General features: G+C 65.9%; 27 protein-coding genes and 1 pseudogene. 9 read left to right on the top strand and 19 right to left on the bottom strand.

Going from position 1 to position 25,604, the window contains the following annotated elements:
• Positions 1-20 precede the first annotated feature (20 nt).
• The gene (locus tag ACIBJI_RS07610) at positions 21-827 is read right to left on the bottom strand and encodes a MerR family transcriptional regulator (RefSeq protein WP_364351758.1); all 807 of its coding nucleotides are present in this window, start codon (positions 825-827) and stop codon (positions 21-23) included.
• Entirely contained in the window at positions 824-1,330 is a 507-nt protein-coding gene (locus ACIBJI_RS07615; protein WP_397083400.1) for a VOC family protein, read from the bottom strand. The genes ACIBJI_RS07610 and ACIBJI_RS07615 overlap by 4 nt, the downstream gene beginning before the upstream one ends.
• Positions 1,331-1,377: 47 nt before the next feature.
• Between ACIBJI_RS07615 and ACIBJI_RS07620 the strand changes: the two are divergent.
• Positions 1,378-1,494 (top strand): annotated as a pseudogene (locus tag ACIBJI_RS07620) (LLM class F420-dependent oxidoreductase); the annotation flags it as partial.
• A 394-nt stretch (positions 1,495-1,888) separates the two neighbouring features.
• Here the strand turns inward: ACIBJI_RS07620 and ACIBJI_RS07625 are convergent.
• From ACIBJI_RS07625 to ACIBJI_RS07635, 3 genes are all read right to left on the bottom strand, one after another.
• Positions 1,889-2,557, bottom strand: a complete 669-nt coding sequence (locus ACIBJI_RS07625) for a helix-turn-helix domain-containing protein (protein WP_364351752.1) — start codon at positions 2,555-2,557, stop codon at positions 1,889-1,891.
• A gap of 2 nt (positions 2,558-2,559) precedes the next feature.
• Entirely contained in the window at positions 2,560-3,165 is a 606-nt protein-coding gene (locus ACIBJI_RS07630; protein WP_364351749.1) for a helix-turn-helix domain-containing protein, read from the bottom strand.
• 115 nt (positions 3,166-3,280) lie between these two features.
• Positions 3,281-3,550 carry a hypothetical protein gene (locus tag ACIBJI_RS07635; protein ID WP_397083402.1) on the bottom strand — a complete coding sequence of 90 codons (270 nt, stop codon included), beginning with the start codon at positions 3,548-3,550 and terminating at the stop codon, positions 3,281-3,283.
• A 376-nt stretch (positions 3,551-3,926) separates the two neighbouring features.
• On the opposite strand from ACIBJI_RS07635, the gene ACIBJI_RS07640 reads away from it, so the two are divergent.
• Both ACIBJI_RS07640 and ACIBJI_RS07645 read left to right on the top strand, forming a co-directional pair.
• The gene (locus ACIBJI_RS07640) at positions 3,927-4,601 is read left to right on the top strand and encodes a histone deacetylase (protein WP_397083404.1); all 675 of its coding nucleotides are present in this window, start codon (positions 3,927-3,929) and stop codon (positions 4,599-4,601) included.
• Between the two features lie 115 nt (positions 4,602-4,716).
• Entirely contained in the window at positions 4,717-4,872 is a 156-nt protein-coding gene (locus ACIBJI_RS07645) for a hypothetical protein (RefSeq protein ID WP_396958851.1), read from the top strand.
• 37 nt (positions 4,873-4,909) lie between these two features.
• Here ACIBJI_RS07645 and ACIBJI_RS07650 read toward each other — a convergent pair whose 3' ends face one another.
• From ACIBJI_RS07650 to ACIBJI_RS07690, 9 genes are all read right to left on the bottom strand, one after another.
• Positions 4,910-5,782, bottom strand: a complete 873-nt coding sequence (locus tag ACIBJI_RS07650; protein ID WP_397083406.1) for an alpha/beta fold hydrolase — start codon at positions 5,780-5,782, stop codon at positions 4,910-4,912.
• Between the two features lie 143 nt (positions 5,783-5,925).
• Entirely contained in the window at positions 5,926-7,071 is a 1,146-nt protein-coding gene (locus ACIBJI_RS07655) for an acyl-CoA dehydrogenase family protein (RefSeq protein WP_364351737.1), read from the bottom strand.
• A gap of 206 nt (positions 7,072-7,277) precedes the next feature.
• The gene (locus ACIBJI_RS07660) at positions 7,278-8,345 is read right to left on the bottom strand and encodes an alpha/beta hydrolase (RefSeq protein ID WP_397083408.1); all 1,068 of its coding nucleotides are present in this window, start codon (positions 8,343-8,345) and stop codon (positions 7,278-7,280) included.
• A 45-nt stretch (positions 8,346-8,390) separates the two neighbouring features.
• The gene (locus tag ACIBJI_RS07665) at positions 8,391-9,290 is read right to left on the bottom strand and encodes a lysophospholipid acyltransferase family protein (protein ID WP_364351731.1); all 900 of its coding nucleotides are present in this window, start codon (positions 9,288-9,290) and stop codon (positions 8,391-8,393) included.
• A gap of 294 nt (positions 9,291-9,584) precedes the next feature.
• The gene (gene hflX, locus ACIBJI_RS07670; RefSeq protein ID WP_364352053.1) at positions 9,585-11,051 is read right to left on the bottom strand and encodes a GTPase HflX; all 1,467 of its coding nucleotides are present in this window, start codon (positions 11,049-11,051) and stop codon (positions 9,585-9,587) included.
• 222 nt (positions 11,052-11,273) lie between these two features.
• Positions 11,274-12,161, bottom strand: a complete 888-nt coding sequence (dapF, locus tag ACIBJI_RS07675) for a diaminopimelate epimerase (RefSeq protein WP_397083733.1) — start codon at positions 12,159-12,161, stop codon at positions 11,274-11,276.
• Between the two features lie 27 nt (positions 12,162-12,188).
• Positions 12,189-13,034: a TrmH family RNA methyltransferase gene (locus ACIBJI_RS07680; protein ID WP_364351728.1), complete on the bottom strand. Its 846-nt coding sequence runs from the start codon at positions 13,032-13,034 to the stop codon at positions 12,189-12,191.
• On the bottom strand, positions 13,031-13,948 hold the full coding sequence (gene miaA / locus ACIBJI_RS07685; protein WP_364351725.1) for a tRNA (adenosine(37)-N6)-dimethylallyltransferase MiaA: 918 nt from the start codon (positions 13,946-13,948) through the stop codon (positions 13,031-13,033). Before miaA ends, ACIBJI_RS07680 begins: the two co-directional genes overlap by 4 nt.
• Positions 13,945-14,733 carry a hypothetical protein gene (locus ACIBJI_RS07690; RefSeq protein ID WP_364352047.1) on the bottom strand — a complete coding sequence of 263 codons (789 nt, stop codon included), beginning with the start codon at positions 14,731-14,733 and terminating at the stop codon, positions 13,945-13,947. The genes miaA and ACIBJI_RS07690 overlap by 4 nt, the downstream gene beginning before the upstream one ends.
• Positions 14,734-14,997: 264 nt before the next feature.
• On the opposite strand from ACIBJI_RS07690, the gene ACIBJI_RS07695 reads away from it, so the two are divergent.
• On the top strand, positions 14,998-16,428 hold the full coding sequence (locus ACIBJI_RS07695) for a DUF349 domain-containing protein (RefSeq protein WP_364351722.1): 1,431 nt from the start codon (positions 14,998-15,000) through the stop codon (positions 16,426-16,428).
• An 83-nt stretch (positions 16,429-16,511) separates the two neighbouring features.
• Here the strand turns inward: ACIBJI_RS07695 and ACIBJI_RS07700 are convergent, their stop codons facing one another.
• From ACIBJI_RS07700 to ACIBJI_RS07710, 3 genes are read right to left on the bottom strand one after another with little or no spacing between them, the layout of a single operon-like run.
• On the bottom strand, positions 16,512-17,612 hold the full coding sequence (locus ACIBJI_RS07700; RefSeq protein ID WP_364351719.1) for an enolase C-terminal domain-like protein: 1,101 nt from the start codon (positions 17,610-17,612) through the stop codon (positions 16,512-16,514).
• Positions 17,609-17,968: a hypothetical protein gene (locus ACIBJI_RS07705; RefSeq protein WP_364351716.1), complete on the bottom strand. Its 360-nt coding sequence runs from the start codon at positions 17,966-17,968 to the stop codon at positions 17,609-17,611. Before ACIBJI_RS07705 ends, ACIBJI_RS07700 begins: the two co-directional genes overlap by 4 nt.
• Before the next feature lie 24 nt (positions 17,969-17,992).
• Positions 17,993-18,478 carry an SPW repeat protein gene (locus ACIBJI_RS07710; protein ID WP_364351713.1) on the bottom strand — a complete coding sequence of 162 codons (486 nt, stop codon included), beginning with the start codon at positions 18,476-18,478 and terminating at the stop codon, positions 17,993-17,995.
• 107 nt (positions 18,479-18,585) lie between these two features.
• Here ACIBJI_RS07710 and ACIBJI_RS07715 point away from each other — a divergent pair, with 107 nt between their 5' ends.
• Complete coding sequence (locus tag ACIBJI_RS07715; RefSeq protein WP_364351710.1) at positions 18,586-19,053, top strand: MarR family transcriptional regulator; 468 nt, start codon at positions 18,586-18,588, stop codon at positions 19,051-19,053.
• Between the two features lie 254 nt (positions 19,054-19,307).
• On the opposite strand, the gene ACIBJI_RS07720 is transcribed toward ACIBJI_RS07715, so the two are convergent.
• Together ACIBJI_RS07720 and miaB are read right to left on the bottom strand one after the other, a co-directional pair.
• Entirely contained in the window at positions 19,308-19,931 is a 624-nt protein-coding gene (locus ACIBJI_RS07720; RefSeq protein ID WP_364352044.1) for a hypothetical protein, read from the bottom strand.
• Between the two features lie 275 nt (positions 19,932-20,206).
• The gene (gene miaB, locus ACIBJI_RS07725) at positions 20,207-21,763 is read right to left on the bottom strand and encodes a tRNA (N6-isopentenyl adenosine(37)-C2)-methylthiotransferase MiaB (RefSeq protein WP_364351707.1); all 1,557 of its coding nucleotides are present in this window, start codon (positions 21,761-21,763) and stop codon (positions 20,207-20,209) included.
• Positions 21,764-22,027: 264 nt separating this feature from the next.
• Between miaB and gluA the strand changes: the two genes are divergently transcribed.
• The 4 genes from gluA to ACIBJI_RS07745 all read left to right on the top strand — a co-directional run bounded on the left by gluA (position 22,028) and on the right by ACIBJI_RS07745 (position 25,343).
• Positions 22,028-22,756 carry a glutamate ABC transporter ATP-binding protein GluA gene (gene gluA / locus ACIBJI_RS07730; protein WP_364352041.1) on the top strand — a complete coding sequence of 243 codons (729 nt, stop codon included), beginning with the start codon at positions 22,028-22,030 and terminating at the stop codon, positions 22,754-22,756.
• 64 nt (positions 22,757-22,820) lie between these two features.
• Entirely contained in the window at positions 22,821-23,654 is an 834-nt protein-coding gene (locus tag ACIBJI_RS07735; RefSeq protein ID WP_364351704.1) for a glutamate ABC transporter substrate-binding protein, read from the top strand.
• A 121-nt stretch (positions 23,655-23,775) separates the two neighbouring features.
• Positions 23,776-24,450, top strand: a complete 675-nt coding sequence (locus ACIBJI_RS07740) for an amino acid ABC transporter permease (RefSeq protein WP_364351701.1) — start codon at positions 23,776-23,778, stop codon at positions 24,448-24,450.
• Positions 24,447-25,343, top strand: coding sequence for an amino acid ABC transporter permease (locus tag ACIBJI_RS07745; protein WP_364351698.1), 897 nt, complete (start codon positions 24,447-24,449; stop codon positions 25,341-25,343). The genes ACIBJI_RS07740 and ACIBJI_RS07745 overlap by 4 nt, the downstream gene beginning before the upstream one ends.
• Positions 25,344-25,604: the final 261 nt, after the last annotated feature.

The raw sequence follows: 25,604 nt of genomic DNA on the forward strand, positions 1-25,604 counted from the left end.
AAATGCCGAGAGGAATTGCGTCAGTGCGTTCTCGGCTGACCAGCATTGGTTTGGATGATGGCGGATAGCCAGGGGGTCAGGCCGGGGGCGAGGGTGTCGTAGAAGGCGGTGTAGCCCGGGTCGGTGAGGTAGGTATGGGCGATGCAGATCTGCATGGCGGGGGTGCAGTCGAAGTAGGTGTCGATGGAGGCGCGGTGGCGTTCGGCGAGGTCGTTGGCTTCGTCGCTGCCGGGCAGCACTCCGGCGCGGTAGGCCGCGACCAGGTCGGCGTTGAGTGCGTCGACGGATTCGGCGATCTGCTGCCAGTCCTCGGCGGTTCGGTTCGCGGCGCGTTCGGCGTACTGGGCCCACTGCACGGTGTCACCCCAGCGGTCGTGGGCCTGCGCGGTCCAGGTGGGTTGCCAGTGCTCGCCGAAGATCGCCACCTGTTCCTCGGCGGAGAGCAGGATTCCGGACTCTCTGGCCTCGATCATGCGGTCCATCCCATCCGCCATCTTTTGCAGGCGGACGGCGCGCTCGCGGAGTTCGTCGCGCTGCCGACGCAGCGACACCGTCGCATCGGTGGCAGGCGCATCCAGGACCGTTTTGATCTCATCGAGAGGTACGCCCAGCTCACGGTAGATGAGTACGCGATGGATGCGGGCGAGGTCCGCACTCGTGTAGAGCCGGTACCCGGCGTCGGTGCGCTCGGTCGGGCACACGAGCCCGATCGCATCCCAATGGTGGAGTGTGCGGATCGTGACGCCCATGCGCGCGGCGGCCGCACCGACGGTGAGACCGGCATCGCCCTGATCAGTCACACCGCCCAGTTTGACAGGAACGCTCATGCCGGCGGACCTCCGATCCCCATGGACCGCAAATTCTCGGCCTCGGCACTGTCCGGATCGTACGGTCGCGCCGCCGTCATGATCACCCGTGTGTTGTCCGGCGTGCGGATCTCGAGGTCGACGGTATTCCACGGCATCGGACGCGGCCCCGACGTGCAATCGGGCAGCAACTGCTCGCATGCGGCCGCGATCTCGGCCAGCTGGCTCAGCACGCAGGAGAAGCTCACGCTCAGCTCGGTTGCCGCCGCGGACTGGTCAGCGGATAAGAGCAGGACATCCTGGAATGCCCAGCGCCGCAGATGGGTGAGTCGGCCGGGGACAGAGAACAGGTCGAAGAAGCCGAGTCCGCGCGTCCAGAAGTCCACCGACACAGCCAGATCGGCCGTCGGCACCGTGACGAACATCGGCATCCCGTAGATGCCGCGGAAAAGTTCCGGCGCCACGGCATCGTGGGCGGGTACGGGAACCGGACTGATATCGAATGCTGGGTAGGTTTCGCTCACCGCCACATCGTCGAGCCTGACGTAACGTCAGGGTCAAATCACAGCCCGTCGTCTTCCCGCGCAACCCGATTCACCTCGCGCACCAGACGAACGATCTCCAACTGCTGCCCGAGGGCCGATTCACCTTGGGGCTGGGCACCCAGATTCGTCCGCAGATCGAGAAGGCGCTGGACCGAGATGGTGAACTGATCGACGACGACATCCTCGGAACCATTGCGGCGCGCGGCAAACCGACGACGGTCGCCGCCGATATCCGCGACCGTGCCGGGACAATCTCCGATCGGGTGTGCTTCTATCAGCCCTATGCGCCCAGCAGTGAAACCATGGCCGAACTGGTCCATGAACTGAAAAACTCAGGCGCGGAAGCTATTCAGCCTGGCTGTTTCCACCTCGGGCAGAGCCGGTGCACGCCGACTTTCACCTCCTTGCCACCACTGGGTGATATCGGCAATCGCCTGTCGCCGGCAGTCGCGGTGTCAGCCTGTGCACCCTGATTCCGTCGCACGCGGCACTGGCGACAACTCTGACGGAACCGAGCCCTTTCACAGGCGAAAGCCGCTATGCCGCACGGAAGAACAGATAGTCGAACAGGGCCAGAATCCGGTCGATGCCGAATTCATCGGGTTGGTCGAGCACCAGGCGCGCCGCGGTTTGGATGGTGCCCTGTACGACCTCGGCCAAGACATCCGGATCCACGCCATCGGCATCGGGCTGCTCCACCAGCCACAGCCCCAGCGCCTGCCGCAGCGGTGCACGCAATTCGTCACGAGCCGCGGCGACCCGTTCCCGCAGTACCGGCGGCACACCGTCGATCGGGAAGTACACCAGCCGCCAGGTGTCGGGCATCGCGCAGACCTCGGCGAGGAAGCGCCCGAGCATCGCGGGCAGCTGTTCCGGTGCGGCGGAAGCGAAGTCGGGTGCCGTGGTGGTCTCGGCGACCGAGCGGGCCACCGCCGCCGCCATGCGGGCGGTCTCGCGTTCTATGAGCGCCTCGAGCAGTTCGTCACGGCTGCCGAAGGAGTCGTAGACGACCGGCCTGGTCACCCCGCCGCGCTCGGCGACGGCAGCGATGTTCACACTGGTGAACCCCTCTTGCGCCACAAGGCGCAATGCCGCGTCGAGTAATTGCTCACGTCGGTCCGCAGGCTGAAGCCGCTTGGCGTACTTGCGTTTAGGCGGTCGAGGTGCCGATTGCTTCTGGGGCGCTGCTTGTTTCGCGGCGGCCATCGCTACTGCTCCCCGACTCCGGCGGCGACGACCGCCCGGCGTGCCAGCCAGCGCAACGTCTTGGATACCGCCTCGCGCCGTTGCGCGCCGTCCGCGGCGAGGACCAATCGGGCACCGGTCTCGCTCGCACTGATTACCGCGTGGCTCAACAACTCCTCGTCCATCTCTCGCTCGGTGAGCGCGGCGACCAGCGCGAGCACCGCTCGACTGCGCGCCCGCAAGGCCGCACGGCCACGGTCCACTCGTTCGTGCGCGGTATCGGGCAGCCCGTCGCCGGGCATCAGCACGAAACGCCAGCTCTGCGGTGCGGCCGAGACGAGGTCTAGAAAGATGTCGACGGCATCGGCCGAGACGTCCGCGGCGATCGCGGCCAGGTCCGCGCCCTCCTGGAAGACCGGAGTGGCCTCGGCCGCCATGGCCAGTACCCGTTCTTCCTCGCGATCGAGCAGTGCCTCGAATAGTTCGTCCCGATCACCGAATTCGGCGTACAAGCCGGGTCGGGTGATGCCCGCCGCGCGCGCGATCGCATGCATACTGGCGCCGGCGTAACCCTCGCGGACGATCAGATCCCGTGCTGCGTCGAGAATGTCGTCGCGTCGTGTTGACAATTACCCTCCAACGTCGTGTGACGGACACCCGTTTCAGATTTGCTTCCGGCTGGGCCAGTGTACGCATTTCACGCACGCCCGCCACGGATTCGACTTCCCAGCTCACGCGAATCTCTTAGCGCCGCAACGGTGTGCGTTGAATTTGATTGCGTTGTATTCGATGCGCCGCAATGTTGGCGTCAAACAGGCATTCAGGATTCGGCAGCGGCGCGTCGGAAGCACCGATATCGCCTGCGGCACCGGCATTCTCGCCGCCCGCATCGAAGGCTAGCTGCGCCCGGATATGGTCCACGGCTGCGATGTGTCGGTGGGGATGTCGACGCAGGCACGGTCGCGGTCGGATCGGGTGCGCCGGCGCAATCGGCAGGCCGAGGATTTTCGGCATTGCCAGACGGAGCGGTTGACGCCGTGGTATCCACACACGCCTTCCATTTCTCGAACATGCTGCGCCGGTCGCGGAGTTCCATCGGGTGCTGGTGCCGGGCGAGTTGCTCGCGATCGTGATCAATAACCCGCGTAGCCGATGGGCGAGGCACCTACAGCCGCCTGCCGTGGGGACTCGCCTACTTTCGGTCGCCGGAGCAGATGCGTTCACTGGTCGAGAATCACCGTCATTGAACAGCGGCGGTACATCGGCCACTGCCGAATGCGCTGGTACCGGACGTGCTGACGGTCGCAAGTGCTGATGCCGCCACCCGTGGCATGCTCGTCGTATAGGCGATTTCCGACCGGAAGGCGGGTGCGATGCCCGGATCAGTGCCATGACCGAGATCGTGTGGTACGCGTCATACGGCTCGAATATGCATCTGAGCCGCCTACGCTGCTATCTGGCAGGCGGCACACCCGACGGCGGCGCGATCACGCTGCCCGGCTGCCGTCGCGGGGCCGAACCGCTGCGTTCGGTTCCGCTCACGCTCCCCGGCCTGCAATATTTCGCCACCGAATCCCTGACCTGGACCGGCGGCCGAGCCTTCTACGATCCCGACGCCGCCGGTGAAACCGCCGCCCGCGGCCACCTGGTGACCATCGATCAGTTCTGCGATATCGCCGCCCAGGAGATGTACCGAACACCCAGCACCGACCACGACCTGTGCGAGGCAATCACCCACGGCCGCATGACGCTCGGTCCCGGTCGATACGAGACCCTGGTCTGTACCGGTACTTTCGAAGGACATCCGGTCCTCACCATCACCGCGCCTTGGCGCTATACCGACCTGCCCGGCAACCCGCCGTCGGCCGCCTACATACGCCACCTCGCCGCAGGCCTCACCGAATCCCACACCTGGACAGTCGAAGAGATCGCCACCTATATCGCCACCCGCCCCGGAGCGGACCTCGGCTGGACCGCCGACACCATCGCCATGCTGCTGGATCCTCAGGCCACGTGCATGGATGCGGACACGATCGCGCCGTCCCGAACGACGCGGTCGCCATGAGAACCGCCGGGTACCGTCGCGCGGCTCAGCCGCCGAGGATCGGGGCGGCAGCGGCCTCCAGGGCCGTCACCACCCCGGCCGGCGAAACGCTGCCGACCACCGACCTGGCGACGGCATGCAAGAGTCGACCGCGCGCCTGGATCTGCGCGTTGACGATCTCATTGTCGATGCGGCGGGCGCGGTGAAACTCGGTGCGTGCCTGGCCGATGAGCAGCCGGGCCGGATCGCTGGCGTGTGTTACTGGATCCGGCCGGTCATCCGTTCTGCCTGAACGCGAATATTCCGTTGCTGCCCTAGGTACCCCGGCCCTAGCGAACGTTGTCCGCGATGCGGAGAATTTCGTCGACGATCAGGTCGGGTTCGGTGAACATGATGAGGTGACCGGAGCGCTCGGCCTCGACCAGTCGGCCGTTGGGAAAGGCGGCGGCGGTACGGCGGTGGGCGGCGGTCAGTGCGGTTCGGGTGGTCTTGTCGAGTCGGGGAAGTTTGGTGCCGGTGATGACACTGACATCCAAGGCGCCCAGTTCCTGCGGCTGGTCGCGCAGGCTTCGCAGGCCTGCGCTGAATTGGTCCTGTTCGGCGATCATGGTGCGCGCGGCGCGCGGGGTGAAATCCTCGGCCCGGTGATCGGCGGCGATATCGGCGGGCTGCTTACCGCCGATCCGACTGCCGAGCAGACGGTAGAGGCCGCAGCGGGCGAGTTCGGGCAACAGGACGCGGGTCATCGCGTACCGCTTTTCCGCGGAGGGCAGGAAATACAATTCGCAGTTCTCGTCGCTCTGATCGACCAGCACGATGCCCTGGATGCGGGTCGGATCCGCAGTCGCGGCGACACGTACGATGGGCCCGCCCCAGCTGTGGCCGACGAGAATGAAGGGACCATCCCCCAATTCCGCCAGCACGGCGGCGAGGTCGTCGGCCATCCGGGTGATGGTGCGTGGGTTCGGATCGTCATCGCTGCGGCCGGTCCCGGCGCGGTCGTAGACAACGGCGCGCATACGCTCGGCGACCACCGGCTGCACCAAGCCCCAGATCGAGCGGGAGAAACCCATACCCGATTCGAAAACAACGGTCGGCCTACCAGTTCCGCGCACCATGTAGTGCAGTCGACGGCCATCGGATGTGGTCGCGAATGCGCTCGCACCGAAGGTGTGCTCCTGCCCGAGGGCCTGCTCCGTCACTGTGCCCAACCTACCGTCTCCCTCGCCCTTCGAGCCGCGGTGGCCCGATAACAGGACTAGACAACTTCGGGCGGCGGCGCAACAGGCTCGATTTCCCCGCCGCGGACCGGAGCCTGCGGCGGGCGGCGCGAAACCGGTTGGTATCAGCTCAGTTTCAGCGAACGACCGATGATCTCCTTCATGATCTCGGTGGTGCCGCCGTAGATGGTCTGGACGCGGGCGTCCATGTAGGCCTTGGCGATCGGATATTCCTTCATGTAGCCGTAGCCGCCGTGCAGCTGCAGGCAGCGGTCGATGAGATCGATCTGCTCCTCGGTGCTCCACCACTTGGCCATTGCGGCGTCCTCGACCGATAGCTTGCCCGCGTTGAGGTCCTCGATGAAGCGGTCGACCAGGACACGGACGGCAGTGGTCTTGGTGGCCAATTCGGCCAGCACGAACCGGGTGTTCTGCAGGGCTCCGATCGGCTTGCCGAAGGCCTTGCGATCGCGCACGTACTGGATGGTCATCTCCAGGCAGGCTTCCATGGCGGCAGCCGCCATGACGGCGATCGACATGCGTTCCTGCGGCAGGTTGTTCATCAGGTGGATGAAGCCCATGCCCTCGGTACCCAACAGATTCTTACCCGGAACACGGACATCGGTGAAGCTCAACTCCGCGGTGTCCTGCGCCTTGAGACCGAGCTTGTCGAGGTTGCGACCGCGTTCGAAGCCGGGCATGCCGCGCTCCACGACGAGCAGGCTGAAGCCCATCGCGCCCTTGGCGGGATCGGTCTGGGCGACCACGATGACGATATCGGAGTTGATGCCATTGGTGATAAAGGTCTTGGCGCCGTTGAGGATCCAGTCGTCGCCGTCGCGGACCGCGCGGGTCTTGATGCCCTGGAGGTCGGAGCCGGTGCCCGGTTCGGTCATCGCGATGGCGGTGATGATCTCGCCGGAACAGAAACCGGGCAGCCAGCGCTGCTTCTGCTCATCGTTGGCGAGTTCGAGCAGATAAGGCGCGATCACATCGTTGTGCAGGGCGAAGCCGAGGCCGGAGTACTGGCCGCGCACCGACTCCTCGGCGACTATCGCGTTATAGCGGAAGTCCTTGACCCCGCCGCCGCCGTATTCCTCCGGCATGGCCATGCCGAGGAATCCCTGTTTACCGGCCTCGAGCCAGACCTCGCGGTCGACAATGCCCTGCTCTTCCCACTTCGCGTGATTCGGCGCGACATGCTGATCGAGAAACTTGCGGAACGACTCCCGGAACAGCTCGTGTTCGGGCTCGAACAGTGTGCGCTCCACGCCAACCTCCTAGTAACCCCACGGCCGGTCCACACCGACCCGTCGTCCCCCACACGTTACCCGCAACAAGAACCCCCGTTCACTTCCAACCCCAGAATCCCGCCCTCACCTGCCACCCAGGAAGCGCGCAGCGGGCGAGAACGCGCTCATGGAGGTTCGCTCTCGGTCGACGTGTGCCCGCACCACCGCATGATGAGCCCGTCCGGTCAGGCGGGCAGGCCGAGTCCCTGGGCGAGGACGGGCCAGGAGGCCTTCAGGGCGTCTTCCCAGTAGCCCCACGAATGGGTGCCGGTGGGTTGGAAGTCGTAGGTGGCGGGGATGCCGAGTTGGTTCAGGCGGGTCTGCAGGTTGTGTGTGCAGTAGTTGGTCGCGGCTTCGAGTGCGCCGCCGACGGCGACCTGATCGGCGAGGCCACCGACGCCGGGCAGGGCGTGCGACCCGTTCAGGGTGTCCCATTGGCCGGGAATGCCGGTGCCGTCGGAGATGAACAGGTCCAGGCCGCGTAGTTGGTCGGCGTGCACGTACGGGTCATTACCGGCCCACATCGGATCACCTTGCGGCCCATACATATTCGTCGAATCACCACCGCCCGCAGCGACCACGGCGTTGACGAAGTCGTAGCCGATGGGGTCGGAAATCTGCGCGCAACCGCTGTAGGCGGCCACCGATTTGTACAGGCCCGGCGCGGCGATGGGCAGTTGCAGTACCGAGGTGCCCGACATCGATAGGCCCGCAATGGCATTGGTACCGTTCGTGCCGAGTCCGCTATTGATGAGCGCAGGCAATTCCTCGGTGAGGAAGGTCTTCCACATGTTCACGCCGAGCTCCGGATCGGGGGCGCGCCAGTCGGTGTAGTAGCTCCATTTTCCGCCGACCGGTGTGACCACATTCACATCCTTGTCGTCGAAGAATTGCGCGGCATCGGTCTGCGCCTGCCAGGTCGCCGAATCCTCGCCACCGCCCGCGCCATTGAGTAGATACAGGGTCGGACGCGGGGCAGAGGTGTCGGCGGGGCGCTGCACATGAATCTCGATGTTCTTGCCCATGGCAGCCGAGTACACCTGCAAGGTCAGATTGCGGTTGTCCACGACCGCGACATCGGCGACATACGAGCCGTCGGACGAGCGCGACGAGGTGAGCAGTTCGCCGGACGCGATGACCGGATCGGCGACAGCGGCCGCCGACGCCAGAAAACCACCCGAAGCGGCCGGAAACGCCACCAGAGCTGCCGCTACACCCGCTACCGCCACCATTCGCACTCTCGTTCCAGCCATTCGGCCAAGGTATGGAGAGTTACTGGCAAATAACTGAGAGCAGACTCAGAACAGACTGCGCAGTCGACCGAACAGGGTGCGACCAGGATCACGATCGCGCTCGCTGAACAGGAACTTCAGTTCTTCCTCCAGCTCCTTACGCACTATGTCACGCAATTCCACCGCGGCGGCGTGCTTATCGGTCGCATCGCGCCACGGCGTTGGGTCGATGGGCGCACCGGCGGAGAAGTAGAAGCGCTCGGGACGCGGGATGCCGGTGGGGCCGACGCCGCGGATCAGCGGCGGGGTGAGGTCCCGGTTCAAGCCCAGCGCCTCGACGGCCCAGCGCAGCGGTCGCATGACGGGGTGGTCGCCGTCGAAAACGATGTCGTAGGCGTCGTCGACGCCGATCATCGCCACCGGCACGATCGGCGCACCCGCCTCGATCGCCATATGCGCGAAGCCGGAACGCCCCTCCCACTTGAGGACGTACTTCTCGTTCTTGCGGCGCACCGCTTCTCGACCACCGCCCGGAAATACGATGACGGCCTCGCCGCGGGCCAGCAGTGCCAAGCAGTTGCGACGGTTACCGCGCACCGTTCCGAAGTGGTGCAGCAGCTGACGGATGCCGGGCACATTGATGAGCACATTTTCGGCCAGCCCGCGGATCAGCCGACCACGCCTGCGCAGCACCTCGGGCAGCAACAGCGGGGCGTCGATGCCGCCCATCAGATTATGGTTGCCGACCAGCAGCACCGGCCCATGCGCCGGAATGTTCTCCAGACCGTAGAACCGCGGACTCGTCCACGCACGCAACGGCGCGAGCAGGGTGTCGAGCACCCGAATATCGGTGTCGGTGAGCGAAACCGACAGTGGCGCACCGTCACTCAGCGCCGGGCCGGTGAGCGACGAATCACCGGAGTGCCGATCACCCGAATCGGCCGCACCGGAGTGGTCATGCGACATTTAACCCTCCTGATGTCGATTCGATGACGATAGCGCAACGAATTCGCCTGCGTCGCACCGGATGTGCCCAGCATGCGCTACCGACCGGCCGGTCCGCGATCGAATCGTGCTGACTCCGGTGCGCCAGGTAGTCCACAACCGCGATCGGCGACCGCTCGCCAATCCTCGCGGCCCACGATTCAACGGACCGTCGGCACACCATTGCTGTGCGCCCTGTGTCAACGGCATTGCGTCCGACCTGGCCCACTCGATGCAACGCCCGATAACGACGCGACGGTCGATCGAGACCACAGCTCAGTGCGCGACACCATCGGCCTCGGGCGAATCTGCCCCCTCCGGCTCGGACGACCCACCGGCATGCGCAAACGGCGACAGCGCCGCCGCCAGTGCGTGCGGGACGCGGGCGCGCACCCGAGTGCCGCCCTCCTCGTGCTCGGAGGTGGTGATGCGACCGTCCGCATGAATGCGGGCCAGCAGATCGCCACGGGTGTAGGGCAGCAGCACACTGATTTCGACATCGAGACCGCCGAGCACCTCGGCGAGGCGCTCGCGCAGTTCGGTGATGCCGGTGCCCTTCTGCGCCGAGACGTAGGAGGCGTCGGGCAACATCGCGCGCAGCCGAGTGAGCTCGACCGGGTCGACCGCATCGATCTTGTTGACCACCAACAGCTCCGGCGGCGCGGGTGACCCCGATTGCTTGATCACATCGGTGATCACCTCGCGGACCGCCTTGATCTGTTCGGCGGGCAGCGGGTCGGAACCGTCCACGACGTGCAGCAGCAGATCCGCGCCGGTGACCTCCTCCAGAGTGGACCGGAAGGCCTCGACCAACTGGGTCGGCAGATGCCGCACGAATCCGACGGTATCGGTGAAGACGACCTCGCGGCCGTCGTCCAGTTCGGCGCGACGGGTGGTCGGATCCAGGGTCGCGAACAATGCGTCCTGGACAAGCAGGCCCGCCCCGGTCAGTGCGTTCATCAGGCTGGATTTGCCCGCATTGGTGTAGCCGACAATGGCGACCGACGGGATACCGCTGGAGGTGCGACGGGACCGTTTGGTATCGCGTGCGGTCTTCATTTCGCGAATCTCGCGGCGCAGCTTGGCCATTCGCTCGCGAATGCGGCGACGATCGGTTTCGATCTTGGTCTCACCGGGACCACGCAGACCCACACCGCCGCCGTTGCCGCCCGCGCGACCGCCGGCCTGCCGGGACATGGACTCACCCCAACCACGCAATCGCGGCAGCATGTATTCCATCTGGGCCAGCGACACCTGCGCCTTGCCCTCGCTGGAAGTGGCGTGCTGGGCGAAGATGTCCAGAATCAGTGCGGTCCGGTCGATCACCTTGACCTTGACGACCTTCTCCAGCGCGGTCAGCTGCGCCGGAGTCAGTTCACCGTCGCAGATCACGGTATCGGCACCGGTTTCCAGTACCACGGCGCGCAGTTCGTCGGCCTTGCCCGAACCGATGTAGGTGGCCGGATCCGGCTTGTCGCGACGCTGGATCAGTCCTTCGAGCACCTCAGAACCCGCGGTCTCGGCGAGCGCGGCCAGTTCGGCCATGCTCGCCTCGGCCTGCGTGGCGGTGCCCGTGGTCCAGACCCCGACCAGCACGACCCGCTCCAGTCGCAGCTGCCGGTACTCGACCTCGGTGATATCGGTGAGCTCGGTGGACAGACCCGCGACACGCCGCAGCGAGGAGCGCTCGTCGAGCTGCATCTCGCCGACCGTGGGATCGGCGGTCCAACCGGACCGGCGCATCCGCGCGGCGTGCTCGGCGACTACATCGCCGGTGTCTTCCGTCGTGTCCTCGACGGCCTCGACATGGTCATTGTCGTCGTCGGCCGGAGTGAATTCAAAAGTCTTCGATTTCGTCATACATCATCCATGCTGCCACGAGTACTAACCGATGCGCATTCGGTTATCCCTGGATACGGCCGAGGACGGTCATCCTGGCTTTATACAGGCGCGCGGTATCGGCACTCAGCTCCGCGAAAGCGACGACCACCAGTTTTCGGCGATCCGCCCCGTCGCGACCAGCACCGACGGTCCACGCAACCAGGCCACGCCCTCGACGAGGCGGACGGTTACCTCGCCACCGAGCACTCGTACGCGCACCTCGCCGCTATCGGTGGTGATACGGAAACCATTTGCGGCCAAGGCCGCCGCCGCGGCGGCGACGGTTCCGGTTCCGCAGGAACGGGTTTCGCCGACTCCGCGTTCGTAGACGCGCATATCGACCGCACCGTGCTCCAGTCCGGTCAGGATCTCGACATTCACGCCCTGCGGGAACAGGTCCGGGTCGAAGCCGGGTGCGACGGTGAGATCGAGTTTCGCGAGCGCGTCCGCCGACATATTCGCATCGACGCAGGCCAGGTGCGGATTGCCGACGTCGATGCCGATGCCGGGCAGCGCCCAACCACCGATGGTCGCGGTGGAGGAACCGAGCTCACGAACAATGCCCATCCCCACGGTGACCTCGCCATTGGCAGGGCCGCCGGAATGCACCGTGACCGGACGCGCCCCTGCCCGACTGCCGACGACGTATTCTGCACTCGATTCGAGCCCCTTCGCCGCCAGGTAGTGCGCGAAAACCCGCACCCCGTTGCCGCACATCTCGGCGATCGAGCCGTCGGCATTGCGGTAGTCCATGAACCAGTCGGTATCGGTGATGCCCTCGGGAATCTCGGCGAGCACACCCGCGTCCCGCAGTGCCCCCGCGCGCGCCACCCGCAGCACACCGTCCGCACCGAGTCCGCGGCGACGATCGCACAGCGCGGCGACCCGGTCCGGCGTCAGGTCCAGCCGAACTTCCGGATCGGGCAGCACCACGAAGTCGTTCTCGGTGCCGTGGCCCTTGGTGAACTCGATATCCGACACGTCGCGCATTCTCCCTGCTTATCGTCCTCGAACCAACGTACGGCGCTGCCGCGAAATTTCGTACAGCGCGACCGCGGCGGCCGAGGGCGCACCGAGCGAGCTGGCGGTTCCGCCCATCGGGATATAGACCATATCGTCACAGGCCTCCTGCCAGGCCGCGCTCATGCCGCTGCTCTCATTGCCGACGACCAAAATCGTCGCCTCGGCGAAGTCGTAGTCGAAGACGGCATCCGCGCCGTTCTCATCGGTGCCGACAATGCGGGTCGGGATGCCGCGCTGGATCTGCCGGTCCCGGAATTCGAGTACCTGCGCGACTCCGGCCGCCCGGAAGACGGGCACGGCGAACAGCGAACCCGTCGATGCGCGGACCGCCTGCGGATCGTATTGGTCGGCACCGTGACCGGTCACGATGATTGCGCTGGCACCGAACGCGTCGGCGGAGCGGATGAGCGTGCCGAGATTGCCCGGTGAGTTGGGCCGGTCGAAAACCACCACAACAGGTGGCGCGCCGTCGCCGGGTTCGCCGGGTTCGAAGGTGTCGAGCTCGGGTTGCCTGGATATCGCGACGGCCACCAATTCCGGTATACCACTGGACTTTTCGCCGAGTTCGGCCATCAACTCCGGCACCAGGCCGACCTGCTGCACGCCGCTGGTCTCCAGTAATTCGCGTGCCCAACTCGACAGCTCCGGCGCGCCGATGCGGTAGAGCATCGTCTCCAGCGGCCAGTCGTTGGCGATCGCCTGGGTGATCGGGCGCACGCCCTGCACCAGGAAGCGGCCGTCGCGGTGGCGCTTGGTCCGGTTGTTCAGGTACGCCTGCCACACCTGGACCGAGGCATTGCGGGTACTCACACGACGTGTCACTGCGGGATCCGTTCCTTCTCGAGCAGGGACAACGCGGTCGCGACCAGTTCGGGATCGGCGCCGTCCACCCACCGCACCCTGGGATCGCGGCGGAACCACGAGCGCTGCCGCCGGACATAGCGCCGGGTGCCGATCAGGGTACGTTCCTGCGCGTGGTTCAGGTCGTATTCGTTGTCCAGGTACGACAGGACTTGTGCGTAGCCGATCGCCCGGCGCGCCGTAACACCCTCGCGCAGACCCATATCGATCAGTCCGCGCACTTCGTCGACCAGACCGGCCTCGAACATCAGCGCGGTGCGCCGTTCGATGCGCGCGTCGAGTTCGGCGGTATCGCGGTCCACACCGATGATCACGGTGTCCCAGCGCGGTTTTCCGATGACCGGCGCCGAGGCCGCGAACGGGCGGCCGGTGAGTTCGACGACCTCGAGCGCTCGCACCATGCGACGGCCATCGGTCGGCAGGATGGTCGCCGCGGCAGCCGGATCGGCCGCTTTCAATGCCTGGTGTACCGCACCGACGCCGCGCTCGGCGAGCAATGCCTCCCAGCGCGCGCGGACCGTCGGATCGGTGGCCGGAAATTCCCAATCGTCGAGCAGCGCTTGGACATACATCATCGAACCGCCGACGATGATCGGCGTGCGGCCACGCGCCATGGTCTCGCGCACATCCACACTGGCCGCGGCCTGGTAAGCGGCGACGGTAGCGGTTTCGGTCACCTCGAGGACATCGAGTTGGTGGTGCGGGATATCCCGGCGTTCGGTGGGCAGGAGTTTCGCGGTGCCGACATCCATACCGCGATAGAGCTGCATCGCGTCGATATTCACGATTTCGCCGCCGAGTCGTTCGGCGAGGTCGAGACCGAGATCGGATTTGCCGGTGGCGGTGGGGCCGACCACGGCGATCGGCTTTATCACCGATCGCCTCCCGATGCGCTCGGCCGCCAGACGCTCACCTGATATCCGACGCCGAAAGGGGCATCGCTGTACAGGGTTTCGACAGATGGTGCGACCGGATCGGCGACGAACAGTCCGGCGAGCACCTGATAGGCCGCGCGGCCGGACAGCACGAGTTCGGCGCACAAGTCCGGATCCAGGGCGAGCAATCCGGCGGTATCGCCTCCGGCCAGTGCACGGTCCAGTTCGCGCTGCACGTCGGCCGCGCGCTCGTCGAGGTATCCCGGTGCTTTGAGGGTCAGTGTGGCCGCGCCGTCCGCGACGACGAGCACGCCCGCCTGCTCAGGCGAATCGTCCAGGGCGGTACGCAACTGCGCGCCGACCCGGGCGCACCCGTCGGCGGGCGTGTCGGCAGCGACGAGGGTCGTCGCGGCAACCGCATCCGGTGCGACCTGGCCGCGCAACCACCCGGCGATCAGGGCGGGCAGCGGCTGCTGCGGGTCCGCTGCGCCGGGCGTGTGCCGCGATCGCGACAGAGCGTCCGCCGACATCCCGACCTGCACGTCCGCACCGAAACCGCGGAAGGTGCCGACCGTATCCGGTCCGAGGACCTGCGCTGACGCGCCCACACCGACGACGGTCCAGTGCCGAGTCGTCGCGGCCAACGCGCCGACCGCGGTGAGCGCGGCCGCGCGCAACTCCACAGTCGCGTCATCGGAATCCGACCCGGCCGCGTACGCGACAGCGCCGCAGAGCTCGGGCACCAGGATCGGCGGCGACGGGACCAGGGCCGCAATGGAGAACACGCCGTAACCGTAGTCGTTCGCCGAATGCGCGATCCACAGCACCGCCGCGGCGTCCGCAACGTCGGGGTTCGAGTGTCTCTGCCGCAAACTCGGCCGAGATTGATAGTGTTCGAGGTGCTACAACCCAGGTCATCACGGGTTGATTTCCCTGGGAATCATCAGTCGGAGGGCATTGATCGATGGTTTACAGGGCTCGGACCGGGTTCAATGGAGTGAGCTAGGGCGTAACCAGGCAGCCGTGACGCGCGGCAGGGACGAGGAGCAATGAGCGAGAGCAACGGAACGGCGAAAGCGACCCCCGGCAGCACGCCGCGCCCCTCGGACTCTCCGAAGGCCGCCGTGCCTAAACCTTCCGCCGCCCCGAAACCAGCCGCGACCCCCAAGCCGGGCGGGTCGACGGCCCATCCCAAGCCACATGCGGTCAAACCGGCTCCGGGGCAGGCCGCGCAGCAGCATCCGCATCCCCTCGTCGTCCCGACCGCCAGCGATCCTAGTGTGTGGGGTCGCGTCGATGACGACGGCACCGCGTGGGTGAAGACCGCCGAGGGCGAGCGCGTCGTCGGATCCTGGCAGGCCGGTGACGCCACCGAGGGCCTAGCGCATTTCGGCCGTCGGTTCGACGATCTGGCCACCGAGGTGGCGCTGCTCGAGGCGCGACTGGCCGCCGGGGCGGATGCCCGCAAGACCAAGGCAGCCGCGGTCGCCATCGCCGAATCGCTGCCCACCGCGGCGGTCATCGGCGATGTCGACGGGCTGGCGCGACGACTGCAGGCCATTACCGAACACTCCGAAGAGGCGGCCGCGCACGCCAAGGAGGAGAAGGAAAAGGCCAGGCACGAGCACACCGAGCGCAAGGAAGCGCTGTGCGCCGAGGCCGAGAAGATCGCCACCGAATCCACGCAGTGGAAGGCCGCGGGCGATCGACTGCGCGAAATCCTGGACGAATGGAAGTCCATCCGCGGCGTGGACCGCAAGGTCGACGACGCACTGTGGAAGCGCTACTCCAAGGCACGCGAGGCGTTCAACCGCCGCCGCGGTGCACACTTCGCCGAACTCGATCGCGAACGCGCGGCCGCGAAGTCGCGCAAGGAAGAGCTCTGCGTGCGCGCCGAGGAACTGTCCGGCTCCACCGACTGGGTCGGCACGGCCGGTGTGTTCCGCGATCTGCTCGCTGAATGGAAGGCGGCGGGCCGGGCACCACGCGAGGCCGACGAGGCCCTCTGGCGGCGTTTCAAGAGCGCCCAGGACGTCTTCTTCGCCGCACGCAATGCCGCGGTCTCCGAGCGCGACGCCGAATTCGAGCACAACGCCGCAGCCAAGGAAGAATTGCTGCACGCCTACGAACACATCGATCCGGCCACCGGTCTGGACACCGCCCGCGCCGCGCTGCGCGAACTTCAGGACAAATGGGACGCGATCGGCAAGGTCCCGCGCGAACGCATCCAGGAACTAGAAGGCAAACTCCGCACCATCGAAAAGCGCGTCCGCGATGCGGTCGACGCCCAATGGCGCCGCACCGATCCGGAGGCCATGGCCCGCGCCGCCCAATTCCGTGAGCGCGTCGCTCAATTCGAGGAGCAAGCCGCCAAGGCAACCGCCGCAGGCAATAAGCGCGATGCGGAGAAGGCGCTCGAGCAGGCCAAGCAGTGGCGCGAGTGGGCCGAGGCCGCAGAGGGCGCGGTCAGCAACCGCTGATCCGATAGCGCCGGGCGCTGGTGCGAAACGGATCGGTCGGGGTTTCACTTGTGCTGCGAGACCGCATTACCGCGCTGTAGTCGTCATGAAATCTGGTAGGGGACAGCCGTTTCGGCGAGAGACATGCCGTGTCCGGTCGGACGGATGGGCGGTGGCAGGACACCGTCGGCGACCACAGGGACGCCCTCGACCAGGATCGGTTCCAGGCGGGCGTGGTCGACGAACCATTCGAGGTGTCGCAGGTTGGGCACCGCTGCGGTGATCGGTGCGTGCAACGCCGGTGCGCAGTGTGCCGAGACATCCAAGCCGTGGGCGGCGGCGAGGGCGGCGCATTCGAGGAATCCGCTGTAGCCGCCGCATCGGGTGACGTCGAGCTGCAGGCAATCCACGGCGCCGACGAGTTGCGCGGCGTCGTAGCGGCTGTAGACGTATTCACCGGCGGCCACATCGCAGCGCACCGCGTCGCGCACTCGCCGCAGCCCGGCTGGGTCGTCGCTGGTGACCGGTTCCTCGAACCAGATCACACCGAGCCGGTCGAGTTCGGCGCCGACACGCCGCGCCTGTCCGACCCTGTACCCGCCGTTGGCGTCGACCATCAGGCGACCGGTCCCGCCGAGTAGGTCGGTGGCCTTCTCTACACGTGCGAGATCGCGGTCGGTCGCGCCGCCCCGGTCCTGACCGATCTTGATCTTCACGACAGAGCAGCCCGCCGCGAGCCAATCCGCTATCTGCTCGGCGAGTTCGCCGTCGGTGAGATTGGTGAAGCCGCCCGACCCGTACACCGGGGTCGCCGGCCGCGCTGAACCGAAGAGCTTCGACAGCGGTACTCGCAACAGCCTGGCCTTTAGATCCCACAGCGCGATGTCGACCGCGCTCAACGCATGAGCCACTACGGCTGTGGTGCCGATATTGCGGCAAGCGCGTTGCAGGGCCGCGCGGCAGCCGGGAATGTCGAGCGGTGAGCATCCCCGCAGAACGGGCGCCAGATCGTGCGTGATGACCGTGGCAGCCGCGGGGCTGCTATAGGTCCAGCCGAGCCCGTGTTCGCCCCCCGCTGTCAGGTCGACCGCGACTGCCGTGGTGGCGTCCCAGGTCAGAGTGCCGTCCGCCTCGGGCTCGGGTGTCGGGAACTTGTAGGCGGCGACCGTCACCGGGTCCTCGATCCGCACATCCGCGGCGATCATGTGAGGCCGCCGGTGGTGGCGCCTGAGAGCAGTTCGGCGGCGGGGCGTGGTCGGGCGGCGGGGACGAGGTGGCGAATCTGGATGCGGCGGCTCGCGTAATTCGCCATGGCCACGTGCAGCGGTGCCGTGGCAGGCCGCGCGGTAGTTCCGCGGAGTGGAGCGGGTACGCCGTCACGGGCCGACAGCCACAGCCTCACCAACCGTCCAGCGGCGACGAGGCCGGACTGGGTTGCGTAGCGGGCGGCGTTGAGCGCGCCGACGAGGTCGGGCAGGTTCCGATGCTCGGTCGGCGCGTGCAACATCCTCGCCCTGGTGGCACCCAGAATATCCGTATCCCACACGACGAATGCTGTCATTGCCTCGGGAGTACCCGGGCGGTCCTAGCTCTGAACCGCGCCCGTACCAGGCGCCCGGCCTGCCATTCGGCCGGTTCGGCTCATTCGGCTCATTCCGAGGAACATCGAGCCCAGGCCGAGCAGTACCGCGACCGCGCCGGCGACTACGTTGCTCCAGATCGTTGATGCGGTATCGACGTTCCCGCTCACCACCCAGGGAGCGACGATCGTCCATACACCGATCAGTGGAGCGGCCCAGACGATCCCGTGGGTTCGGCCGTACACCGAAGCGAATCCGACGGCCAGCATAGCCAGGGCGATCCCGACGATGAGGTTGTTCCCTGTCAAGGTCGTGAACCCGTTGAATCCGACAACCCAGGGCGAGATAGCGATATAGAGCCCGGTCAGGAACATCAGGCCGGCGACCGCTTGGGCGGCTGGCGCCTCCGAGGCGAGCTCATATTTCTCATGCTTGGCCCGCAACTCCAGGATGTCGGGATGCCGGCTCATGCTCATGGCCTCACTGGTCATGTCCTCCACCACCTTCAGACACAGTGTGTGAATAGAGACTGTCGAGCGGAGACGGCCCACAGCCCTGACCGCCCGGCCCACGCAGCGTTATGTGATAATATCACGACATGATATATGAGTCCATGTCGGTGGCTGATCACCTCAGCGACGAGGAGTATTCGAGGCTGCTGACGTTCCGGGCCGGGCTCCGCCGCTTCCTGCATTGGAGCGAACGACGGGCAGCCGACGTGGGACTCACTGCCACCCAGCATCAACTGCTGCTGGCAATTCGAGGACATTCCGATCCAGCGGGCCCCAGCATCGGAGAAATCGCTGAGTATTTGTGCACCCGGCACCACAGTGTGGTGCAACTCATCGATCGCACGGAGCAACTCGGCCTCGTCGCGCGCAATCGGGAGGAGGGCAAGGACCGCCGCGTCGTCCGTCTCGCACTGACCGAAGCGGGTCGAGAAATCCTCGCACGACTCAGCGCGACCCATCTGGAAGAACTTCGGCGACTGACCCCGCTCGTCGACGCGCTGGTCGACCCCACCGCCATGCCAGCCTCGGAGGTAGCCTGTCCGGTTCGGTCGTAGTCTCGGCGCCCTGTTGAGGTCGAACGAACAGGGGCCTATCCGCCCATGATCGACCGTCACTGCCCGCCACCCAGCGGGTGTCTTCCCAATTCCAGCAGCATGGATCCGGCTCACGCTGTCGCGCAGCCGCGGTGCCGATCAGAGACCCGCGGAATATGGTCGATCGCCAAATGCCCCTTCGCACTTCGGTTTCGGCGACGTCGTCGCGAAAAGTGCGGGCTCAGGGGTAGGTCCGGAATCGGGTGCGCCGGGGGTCAGGAGTCGCCGGTGAGGCGGCGGCGGTCGCGTTCCTCGGCGGCGGCTGCGGCGGTGCGGCGCTGCTCCTCCGCGGCGAGTTGCAGCGCGGTGCGGCTCCAGACGACGCGGATCCAGTGGAAGGTCAGCACGATGATGGCGATGACGCCGAGGATGAGGCCGACACCGGGGCCTGCGCCGTGGTAGTTACCGAGGCCTGGTGTCTGGCGGTGCCAGATCGAGAAGACGCCGAACACGCTGCCGATCGCGGAACCGGCGACCGCGACCCAGGCGAGCACCCAGCGACGGGTCATCAGAGCGAGCAGCGAGAAGCCGATGCCGAAGACGACGGCGAACCAGACGAAGATCCGCGACGGCAGACCGATGTGCTCGGCACGTGCGGCATCGGTACCGAGCAACACATCGAACCCGCGCGCGCCGCCCGCATGCGACAGCACGAGTGAAAACAGCAGCAGGAAAACGGCACCGGCGACCACCATCGCGCGCACCCCCGGATCTATCTCCCCCGCAATGCGCCGCTCGACGGCATCGAGATCGTCCTTGAACTGCTCGAAGCCATTACTGCTCTCGACCGAGTTCACTGCGCCCTCGTCTCCTTCGGCTGATCCCTGCTCGGCTGCCATACCCGCATCCACTGTGCCATCACCGCCCTCTTCCCCCGCAACCACCCCACTACGTTCGGTAGTACTTGCCTCTCCTGCCCCCGAATCCGGTTCAGGCGCACTGCCGACAGACGCATCGGATGCACGACCGGACTCGAGATCCGCCCCCTCGGCAGCACGCACCGGACGATCCCCTTCGGCACCAGTCGAATACGACTCGGACGACGCTCCAGACGCACCGGGTGTGAGACCCGCTCCCCCAGCACGCGTCAGGTCATCGTCACCCGGCCGAGTGTTCATGCGCCGCAGCCGGTTGAGCAGCCAGAGGCGACCGGCTCGGTGCTGGGGGTGCCGATGCGTGGAAGGCCGAGGCCGACCCCGATGGGGTCGGTTTTGGGTGTGATGCCACGTTCGTGGGCGTCCCCGGCACGGGTGCGGCGGTGGGTTTTGATGGTCGCGTCAGCGATCAGATGGTGCGGGGCCGCATCGGTGATGTCGACGGTGATGATGTCGCCGGGGCGGATCTTTTCCGCAGCGCCTTCGGGACGGAAGTGCACGAGTCGGCCGTCGCGGGCGCGGCCGCTCATTCGGGCGGTCGCCGCGTTTTTCTTGCCAGCACCCTCGGCGACCAGCAATTCGACCTCGGTGCCGATGAGCGCCTTGTTCGCGTCGAGGGAGATCTCCTCCTGCAGCGCGATCAGCCGTTCGTAGCGCTCCTGCACTACCGCCTTCGGCAACTGATCGGGCATATCCGCGGCAGGTGTGCCGGGACGCTTGGAGTATTGGAAGGTGTAGGCGCTGGTGAACCGAGCCTGTCGGACCACATCCAAAGTCTCCTGGAAATCCTCCTCGGTCTCGCCGGGGAAGCCGACGATGATGTCGGTAGTGATCGCGGCATGCGGCATCGCGGCCCGCACCTTCTCGATGATGCCGAGGTAGCGCGCCTTGCGGTAGGACCGGCGCATCGCCTTCAGCACCCGATCCGAACCGGACTGCAGCGGCATATGCAGCTGCGGGCAGACATTCGACGTCTCGGCCATCGCCTCGATCACGTCATCGGTGAATTCGGCCGGATGCGGCGAGGTGAAGCGCACCCGCTCCAGCCCATCGATGCGCCCGGCAGCGCGCAGCAGTTTCGCGAAGGCACCGCGATCGCGCGCCTCATCGGGATCGGCGAAGGACGCACCGTAGGAGTTGACGTTCTGCCCGAGTAGCGTGACTTCCAGCACGCCCTGATCGACCAGCGCCTGCACCTCGGCGAGCACATCTCCCGGACGGCGGTCGACCTCCTTGCCGCGCAGCGACGGCACGATGCAGAACGTGCAGGTGTTATTGCAACCGACCGAGATCGAAACCCAACCGGCATAAGCGGATTCACGCTTGGCGGGCAGGCTCGACGGAAACGCCTCCAGCGATTCCAGAATCTCCACCTGCGCCTCGGCATTGTGCCGCGCACGTTCCAGCAACACCGGCAACGAGCCGATGTTGTGCGTGCCGAACACCACGTCCACCCAGGGCGCCTTGCGCACGACGGTGTCGCGGTCCTTCTGCGCCAGGCAGCCGCCGACGGCGATCTGCATGCCCGGCCGGTCGGCCTTGATCGGGGCCAGGTGGCCGAGGGTGCCGTAGAGCTTGTTGTCGGCGTTCTCGCGCACCGCGCAGGTATTGAAGACGACGAGATCGGCCGTCGCACCCGGCGCGGCCTTCACATAACCCGCACCCTCGAGCAGGCCCGACAAGCGTTCGGAATCGTGCACGTTCATCTGGCAGCCGAAGGTGCGGACCTCGTAACTGCGTGCGCCGTCCGCGGCCGCAGGGGCGGGAGACAGCACTGCCTGTCCGATCGAATCCACTCGTCCAGGGTACGGGGGTGCGCAACGCGGGTTTTCAGCGCATCGGCGCTGGCTCCAGGCCCAGGCCGAGGCGCATCAGTAGGGTTACGGCGCTGTGTCGTATCGGCGCGGCGTCACGGTGTGTCGCCGAAACCCGGGCAAATCGCCGTTTTCCGCTTAAGGTCTTGGACCATGACCGACGACGCCACCACGCCCGACACAATCGGGTTGGCCAAAACCGGGGCAGCTAGTTCTGATGAGGGCAGTACCGCCACAAGCGCGCCGATGATTTCGATGCGCGATGTGCAAAAGCACTTCGGTGACCTGCATGTACTGCGCGATATCAACCTCGAAGTCCCCAAGGGGCAGGTTGTTATCGTTCTGGGCCCCTCGGGGTCCGGGAAGTCGACGCTGTGCCGCACCATCAACCGACTCGAGCCGATCGACTCCGGCGATATCGCCATCGACGGGGTGCCACTGCCCGCCGAGGGCCGCGCGCTTGCCGCACTGCGCGCCGATGTCGGCATGGTGTTCCAATCATTCAACCTCTTCGCGCACAAGACGATCGTCGAGAACGTGATGCTCGCGCCGCTGAAGGTTCGCAAGGTGAAAAAGGAGAACGCCCGCAAGCGCGCGATGGAGTTGCTCGAGCGCGTCGGGATCGCCAATCAGGCCGATAAGTATCCGGCGCAACTGTCCGGCGGCCAGCAGCAGCGCGTCGCGATCGCCCGTGCGCTGGCGATGAGCCCGAAGGTGATGCTGTTCGACGAGCCGACTTCGGCGCTGGATCCGGAGATGGTCAACGAGGTGCTCGACGTCATGGTGTCGTTGGCCAAGGAGGGGATGACGATGCTGGTCGTCACCCACGAGATGGGCTTCGCGCGCAAGGCGGGTAATCGGGTGCTGTTCATGGCGGACGGGTCGATCGTCGAGGACGACACACCCGAGGTGTTCTTCACCGCGCCGAAGTCCGACCGTGCCAAGGATTTCCTCGGCAAGATTCTGAGCCACTGAACCGAGTAATCACCGCAACCGTAAGACCTCGGCCACCGAAATCACCAGAGGGAGAAGGAACACGATGAGGATCAACCGTTCGCTTCGACTCGGCATCGGGGCGATCGCCCTGACGCTGGCCGCAACAACCGCCGCCTGTGGCGGTGGTAGCGACAAATCCGCACTCGACAACGCCAAGGACGGAAAGCTCACCGTCGGAATCAAATTCGACCAGCCGGGCCTCGGCCTGCGCAATAAGGACGGCTCCTACAGCGGCTTCGACGTCGAGGTCGCCAAATACGTCGCGGGCAAGCTCGGTGTGAAACCGGAGAACATTACGTTCAAGGAGTCCCCGTCCGGTCAGCGCGAGACGCTGATCGAGAACGGTCAGGTCGACTACATCGTCGCCACCTACTCGATCAACGACGCACGTAAGCAGAAGGTCGACTTCGCCGGGCCGTATTACGTTGCGGGCCAGTCGCTTTTGGTGAAGGCCGACAACAACAGCATCAATGGTCCCGATGATCTGAAGGGTAAGAAGGTCTGCTCGGTGAAGGGCTCCACCCCGGCCCAGAACATCGAGAAGAACTACCCGGCCACGCAGCTGCAGACCAACGACACCTACTCGCTGTGCCTCGAGGGCCTGCAGGCCGGTTCGTACGACGCGGTGACCACCGACGACATCATCCTGGCCGGTTACGCCGCACAGAGCACGGGCACGTTCAAGGTCGTCGGCAAGCCGTTCACCACGGAGAACTACGGCATCGGCCTGAAGAAGGGCGATAAAGAGCTGCGCGACAAGGTCAATGACGCGATCGAGGCGATGATCGCCGACGGGTCGTGGAAGAAGGCGTTCGATTCCACGGTCGGCGCCTCCGGCTACCAGGCGCCCACGCCCCCGACGGTGAACCGGTACTGAGATTCGTGATCGGGTGGCCCGCGCGGGCCACCCGGTCACTTCGCTACGAGCAACCTGTACATCGCGCGCGGAAGGACGATCTCCGGCCGCCGCACAATCCGATCGGAGGGACGCGACCACTGTGTTCGACCTGATCTCGAGGTATGACGTCCTCGGCGCCTTCTGGGTGACCATCAAACTGACCGCGTCGTCGGCGGTTCTGGCCCTGATCCTGGGCACATTCGTCGCCGCGATGCGCGTGTCCCCCGTGCCGGTCGCCCGTTTTCTCGGCGCCGCCTACGTCACCATCTTCCGCAATACCCCGCTGACGCTGATCATCGTGTTCAGCTCACTCGGCCTCTACTCCACCATGGGCTGGAAGCTCGCGCCTGAGGGTCCGAACTCGCTGGCGCAGAACAACTTCCGTTACGCGGTACTCGGACTCAGCATCTACACAGCGGCATTCGTGTGCGAGTCGTTGCGCTCGGGTATCAACACCGTGCCGATGGGTCAGTCCGAGGCGGGCCGCTCTTTGGGCTTCACCTTTACGCAGAATCTGCGAATCGTGGTGCTGCCGCAGGCATTCCGCTCGGTTATCGCCCCGCTGGGCAGCGTGCTGATCGCGCTCACCAAGAACTCCACGATCGCCTCGGCGATCGGCGTCGCCGAGGCCGCGACCCTGATGGCCAAGATGAACGAGAACGAGGCCGCGCTGATCACCATCGGTTTCATCTTCGCACTCGGCTTCGTGATCCTGACCCTGCCGACCGGTCTGCTGTTCGGCTGGCTGGCCAAACGATTCGAGGTGGCCCGGTGAGTGGAGCTTCGGTTCTTTTCGATGCGCCGGGGCCCCGCGCGCGCATTCGAAACCAAATCTATTCCGTCATCGCGATTGTCGCGGTGCTGGCACTCGGGTGGGTGTTCTATCGCGGCTTCGCCGATAAGGGACAATTCACCGCCGAGAAGTGGAAGCCGTTCATCGAGGCGGACGTCTGGAAGACCTATCTGCTGCCCGGTCTGCGCGGCACCCTGGTCGCGGCGCTGCTTTCGATCGTGTTCGCGCTGGTGATCGGCATGGTCTTCGGCATCCTGCGCCTGTCGGAGCACCGGGTGGTGCGCTGGGTGGCCGGCACGATCGTCGAGGTGGCCCGGGCCATTCCGGTGCTGATCCTGATGATCTTCCTGTTCTACGTCTTCTCCGACTACAAGGTGTTCAAGGTCGATCAGCTCGCCCTGTGGGCCGTGGTGATCGCGTTGACTGTCTACAACGGTTCGGTCATCGCCGAAATCGTGCGGGCGGGCATCAAATCGCTGCCGAAGGGACAGACCGAGGCCGCGGTGGCGCTGGGTCTGCGCAAGGGACAGCTGATGCGGTTGATCCTGTTGCCGCAGGCGATTACCGCCATGCTGCCCGCCTTGATCTCGCAGATGGTTGTGGCGCTGAAGGATTCGGCGCTCGGTTACCAGATCACCTACCTCGAGATCGTGCGTCAGGGCTCGCAGCTCGGTGCTGCCGAACGCAATACGGTGCCCGCACTGATGGTCGTCGCAGTAGTGATGATTCTGCTCAACAGCACGTTGACGATCGTGGCCAACAAACTGGAGCAGCGTTTGCGCTCGCGCAAGCGGACCAAGGGCGCGGCCGTCGTGGCGGCCGACTCGATTCTCGCCGATGCGACTCCGGGGATGGATATCACGCAGAAGCCGTGAGTCCGTGGCCTGACGGGTCTGAGCGCGCACTTTCGCCCGAATCCAGCAGAGATCGCCAGATTTCGCGGGAACGTGCACGCTCAGACTCATTCGGGCTGACTCGGCTTTCGCAGACGCAGTATCGGGGGCGTGCGGCTGATACCAAGCGCCTGCAGATTCCAGTGTGCAGCGGTTGGGTTATCGTCGCGTCGATCGGGTGAGTGGCGCGCAATCGGTCGCGGTAATCAGAACGAGAGCACTGGTGGCGCGGAGGCTTTCACC

Origin of the sequence: Nocardia sp. NPDC050408 (assembly GCF_044458905.1) — a bacterium.
Lineage (GTDB): Bacteria > Actinomycetota > Actinomycetes > Mycobacteriales > Mycobacteriaceae > Nocardia.

What these genes read in the sequence shown, in the direction of transcription:
- ACIBJI_RS07645 (WP_396958851.1), top strand. Translation starts at nt 4,717, where the DNA reads ATGCAAGAGTCGACCGCGCGCCTGGATCTGCGCGTTGACGATCTCATT.
- ACIBJI_RS07710 (WP_364351713.1), bottom strand. Translation starts at nt 18,478, where the DNA reads ATGACCAGTGAGGCCATGAGCATGAGCCGGCATCCCGACATCCTGGAG.
- ACIBJI_RS07735 (WP_364351704.1), top strand. Translation starts at nt 22,821, where the DNA reads ATGAGGATCAACCGTTCGCTTCGACTCGGCATCGGGGCGATCGCCCTG.
- ACIBJI_RS07705 (WP_364351716.1), bottom strand. Translation starts at nt 17,968, where the DNA reads ATGACAGCATTCGTCGTGTGGGATACGGATATTCTGGGTGCCACCAGG.
- ACIBJI_RS07635 (WP_397083402.1), bottom strand. Translation starts at nt 3,550, where the DNA reads ATGCCGAAAATCCTCGGCCTGCCGATTGCGCCGGCGCACCCGATCCGA.
- gluA (WP_364352041.1), top strand. Translation starts at nt 22,028, where the DNA reads ATGATTTCGATGCGCGATGTGCAAAAGCACTTCGGTGACCTGCATGTA.
- ACIBJI_RS07715 (WP_364351710.1), top strand. Translation starts at nt 18,586, where the DNA reads ATGATATATGAGTCCATGTCGGTGGCTGATCACCTCAGCGACGAGGAG.
- ACIBJI_RS07625 (WP_364351752.1), bottom strand. Translation starts at nt 2,557, where the DNA reads ATGGCCGCCGCGAAACAAGCAGCGCCCCAGAAGCAATCGGCACCTCGA.
- ACIBJI_RS07640 (WP_397083404.1), top strand. Translation starts at nt 3,927, where the DNA reads ATGACCGAGATCGTGTGGTACGCGTCATACGGCTCGAATATGCATCTG.
- ACIBJI_RS07660 (WP_397083408.1), bottom strand. Translation starts at nt 8,345, where the DNA reads ATGGCTGGAACGAGAGTGCGAATGGTGGCGGTAGCGGGTGTAGCGGCA.
- ACIBJI_RS07695 (WP_364351722.1), top strand. Translation starts at nt 14,998, where the DNA reads ATGAGCGAGAGCAACGGAACGGCGAAAGCGACCCCCGGCAGCACGCCG.
- ACIBJI_RS07700 (WP_364351719.1), bottom strand. Translation starts at nt 17,612, where the DNA reads ATGATCGCCGCGGATGTGCGGATCGAGGACCCGGTGACGGTCGCCGCC.
- ACIBJI_RS07665 (WP_364351731.1), bottom strand. Translation starts at nt 9,290, where the DNA reads ATGTCGCATGACCACTCCGGTGCGGCCGATTCGGGTGATCGGCACTCC.
- hflX (WP_364352053.1), bottom strand. Translation starts at nt 11,051, where the DNA reads ATGCGCCGGTCCGGTTGGACCGCCGATCCCACGGTCGGCGAGATGCAG.
- ACIBJI_RS07720 (WP_364352044.1), bottom strand. Translation starts at nt 19,931, where the DNA reads ATGGCAGCCGAGCAGGGATCAGCCGAAGGAGACGAGGGCGCAGTGAAC.
- ACIBJI_RS07610 (WP_364351758.1), bottom strand. Translation starts at nt 827, where the DNA reads ATGAGCGTTCCTGTCAAACTGGGCGGTGTGACTGATCAGGGCGATGCC.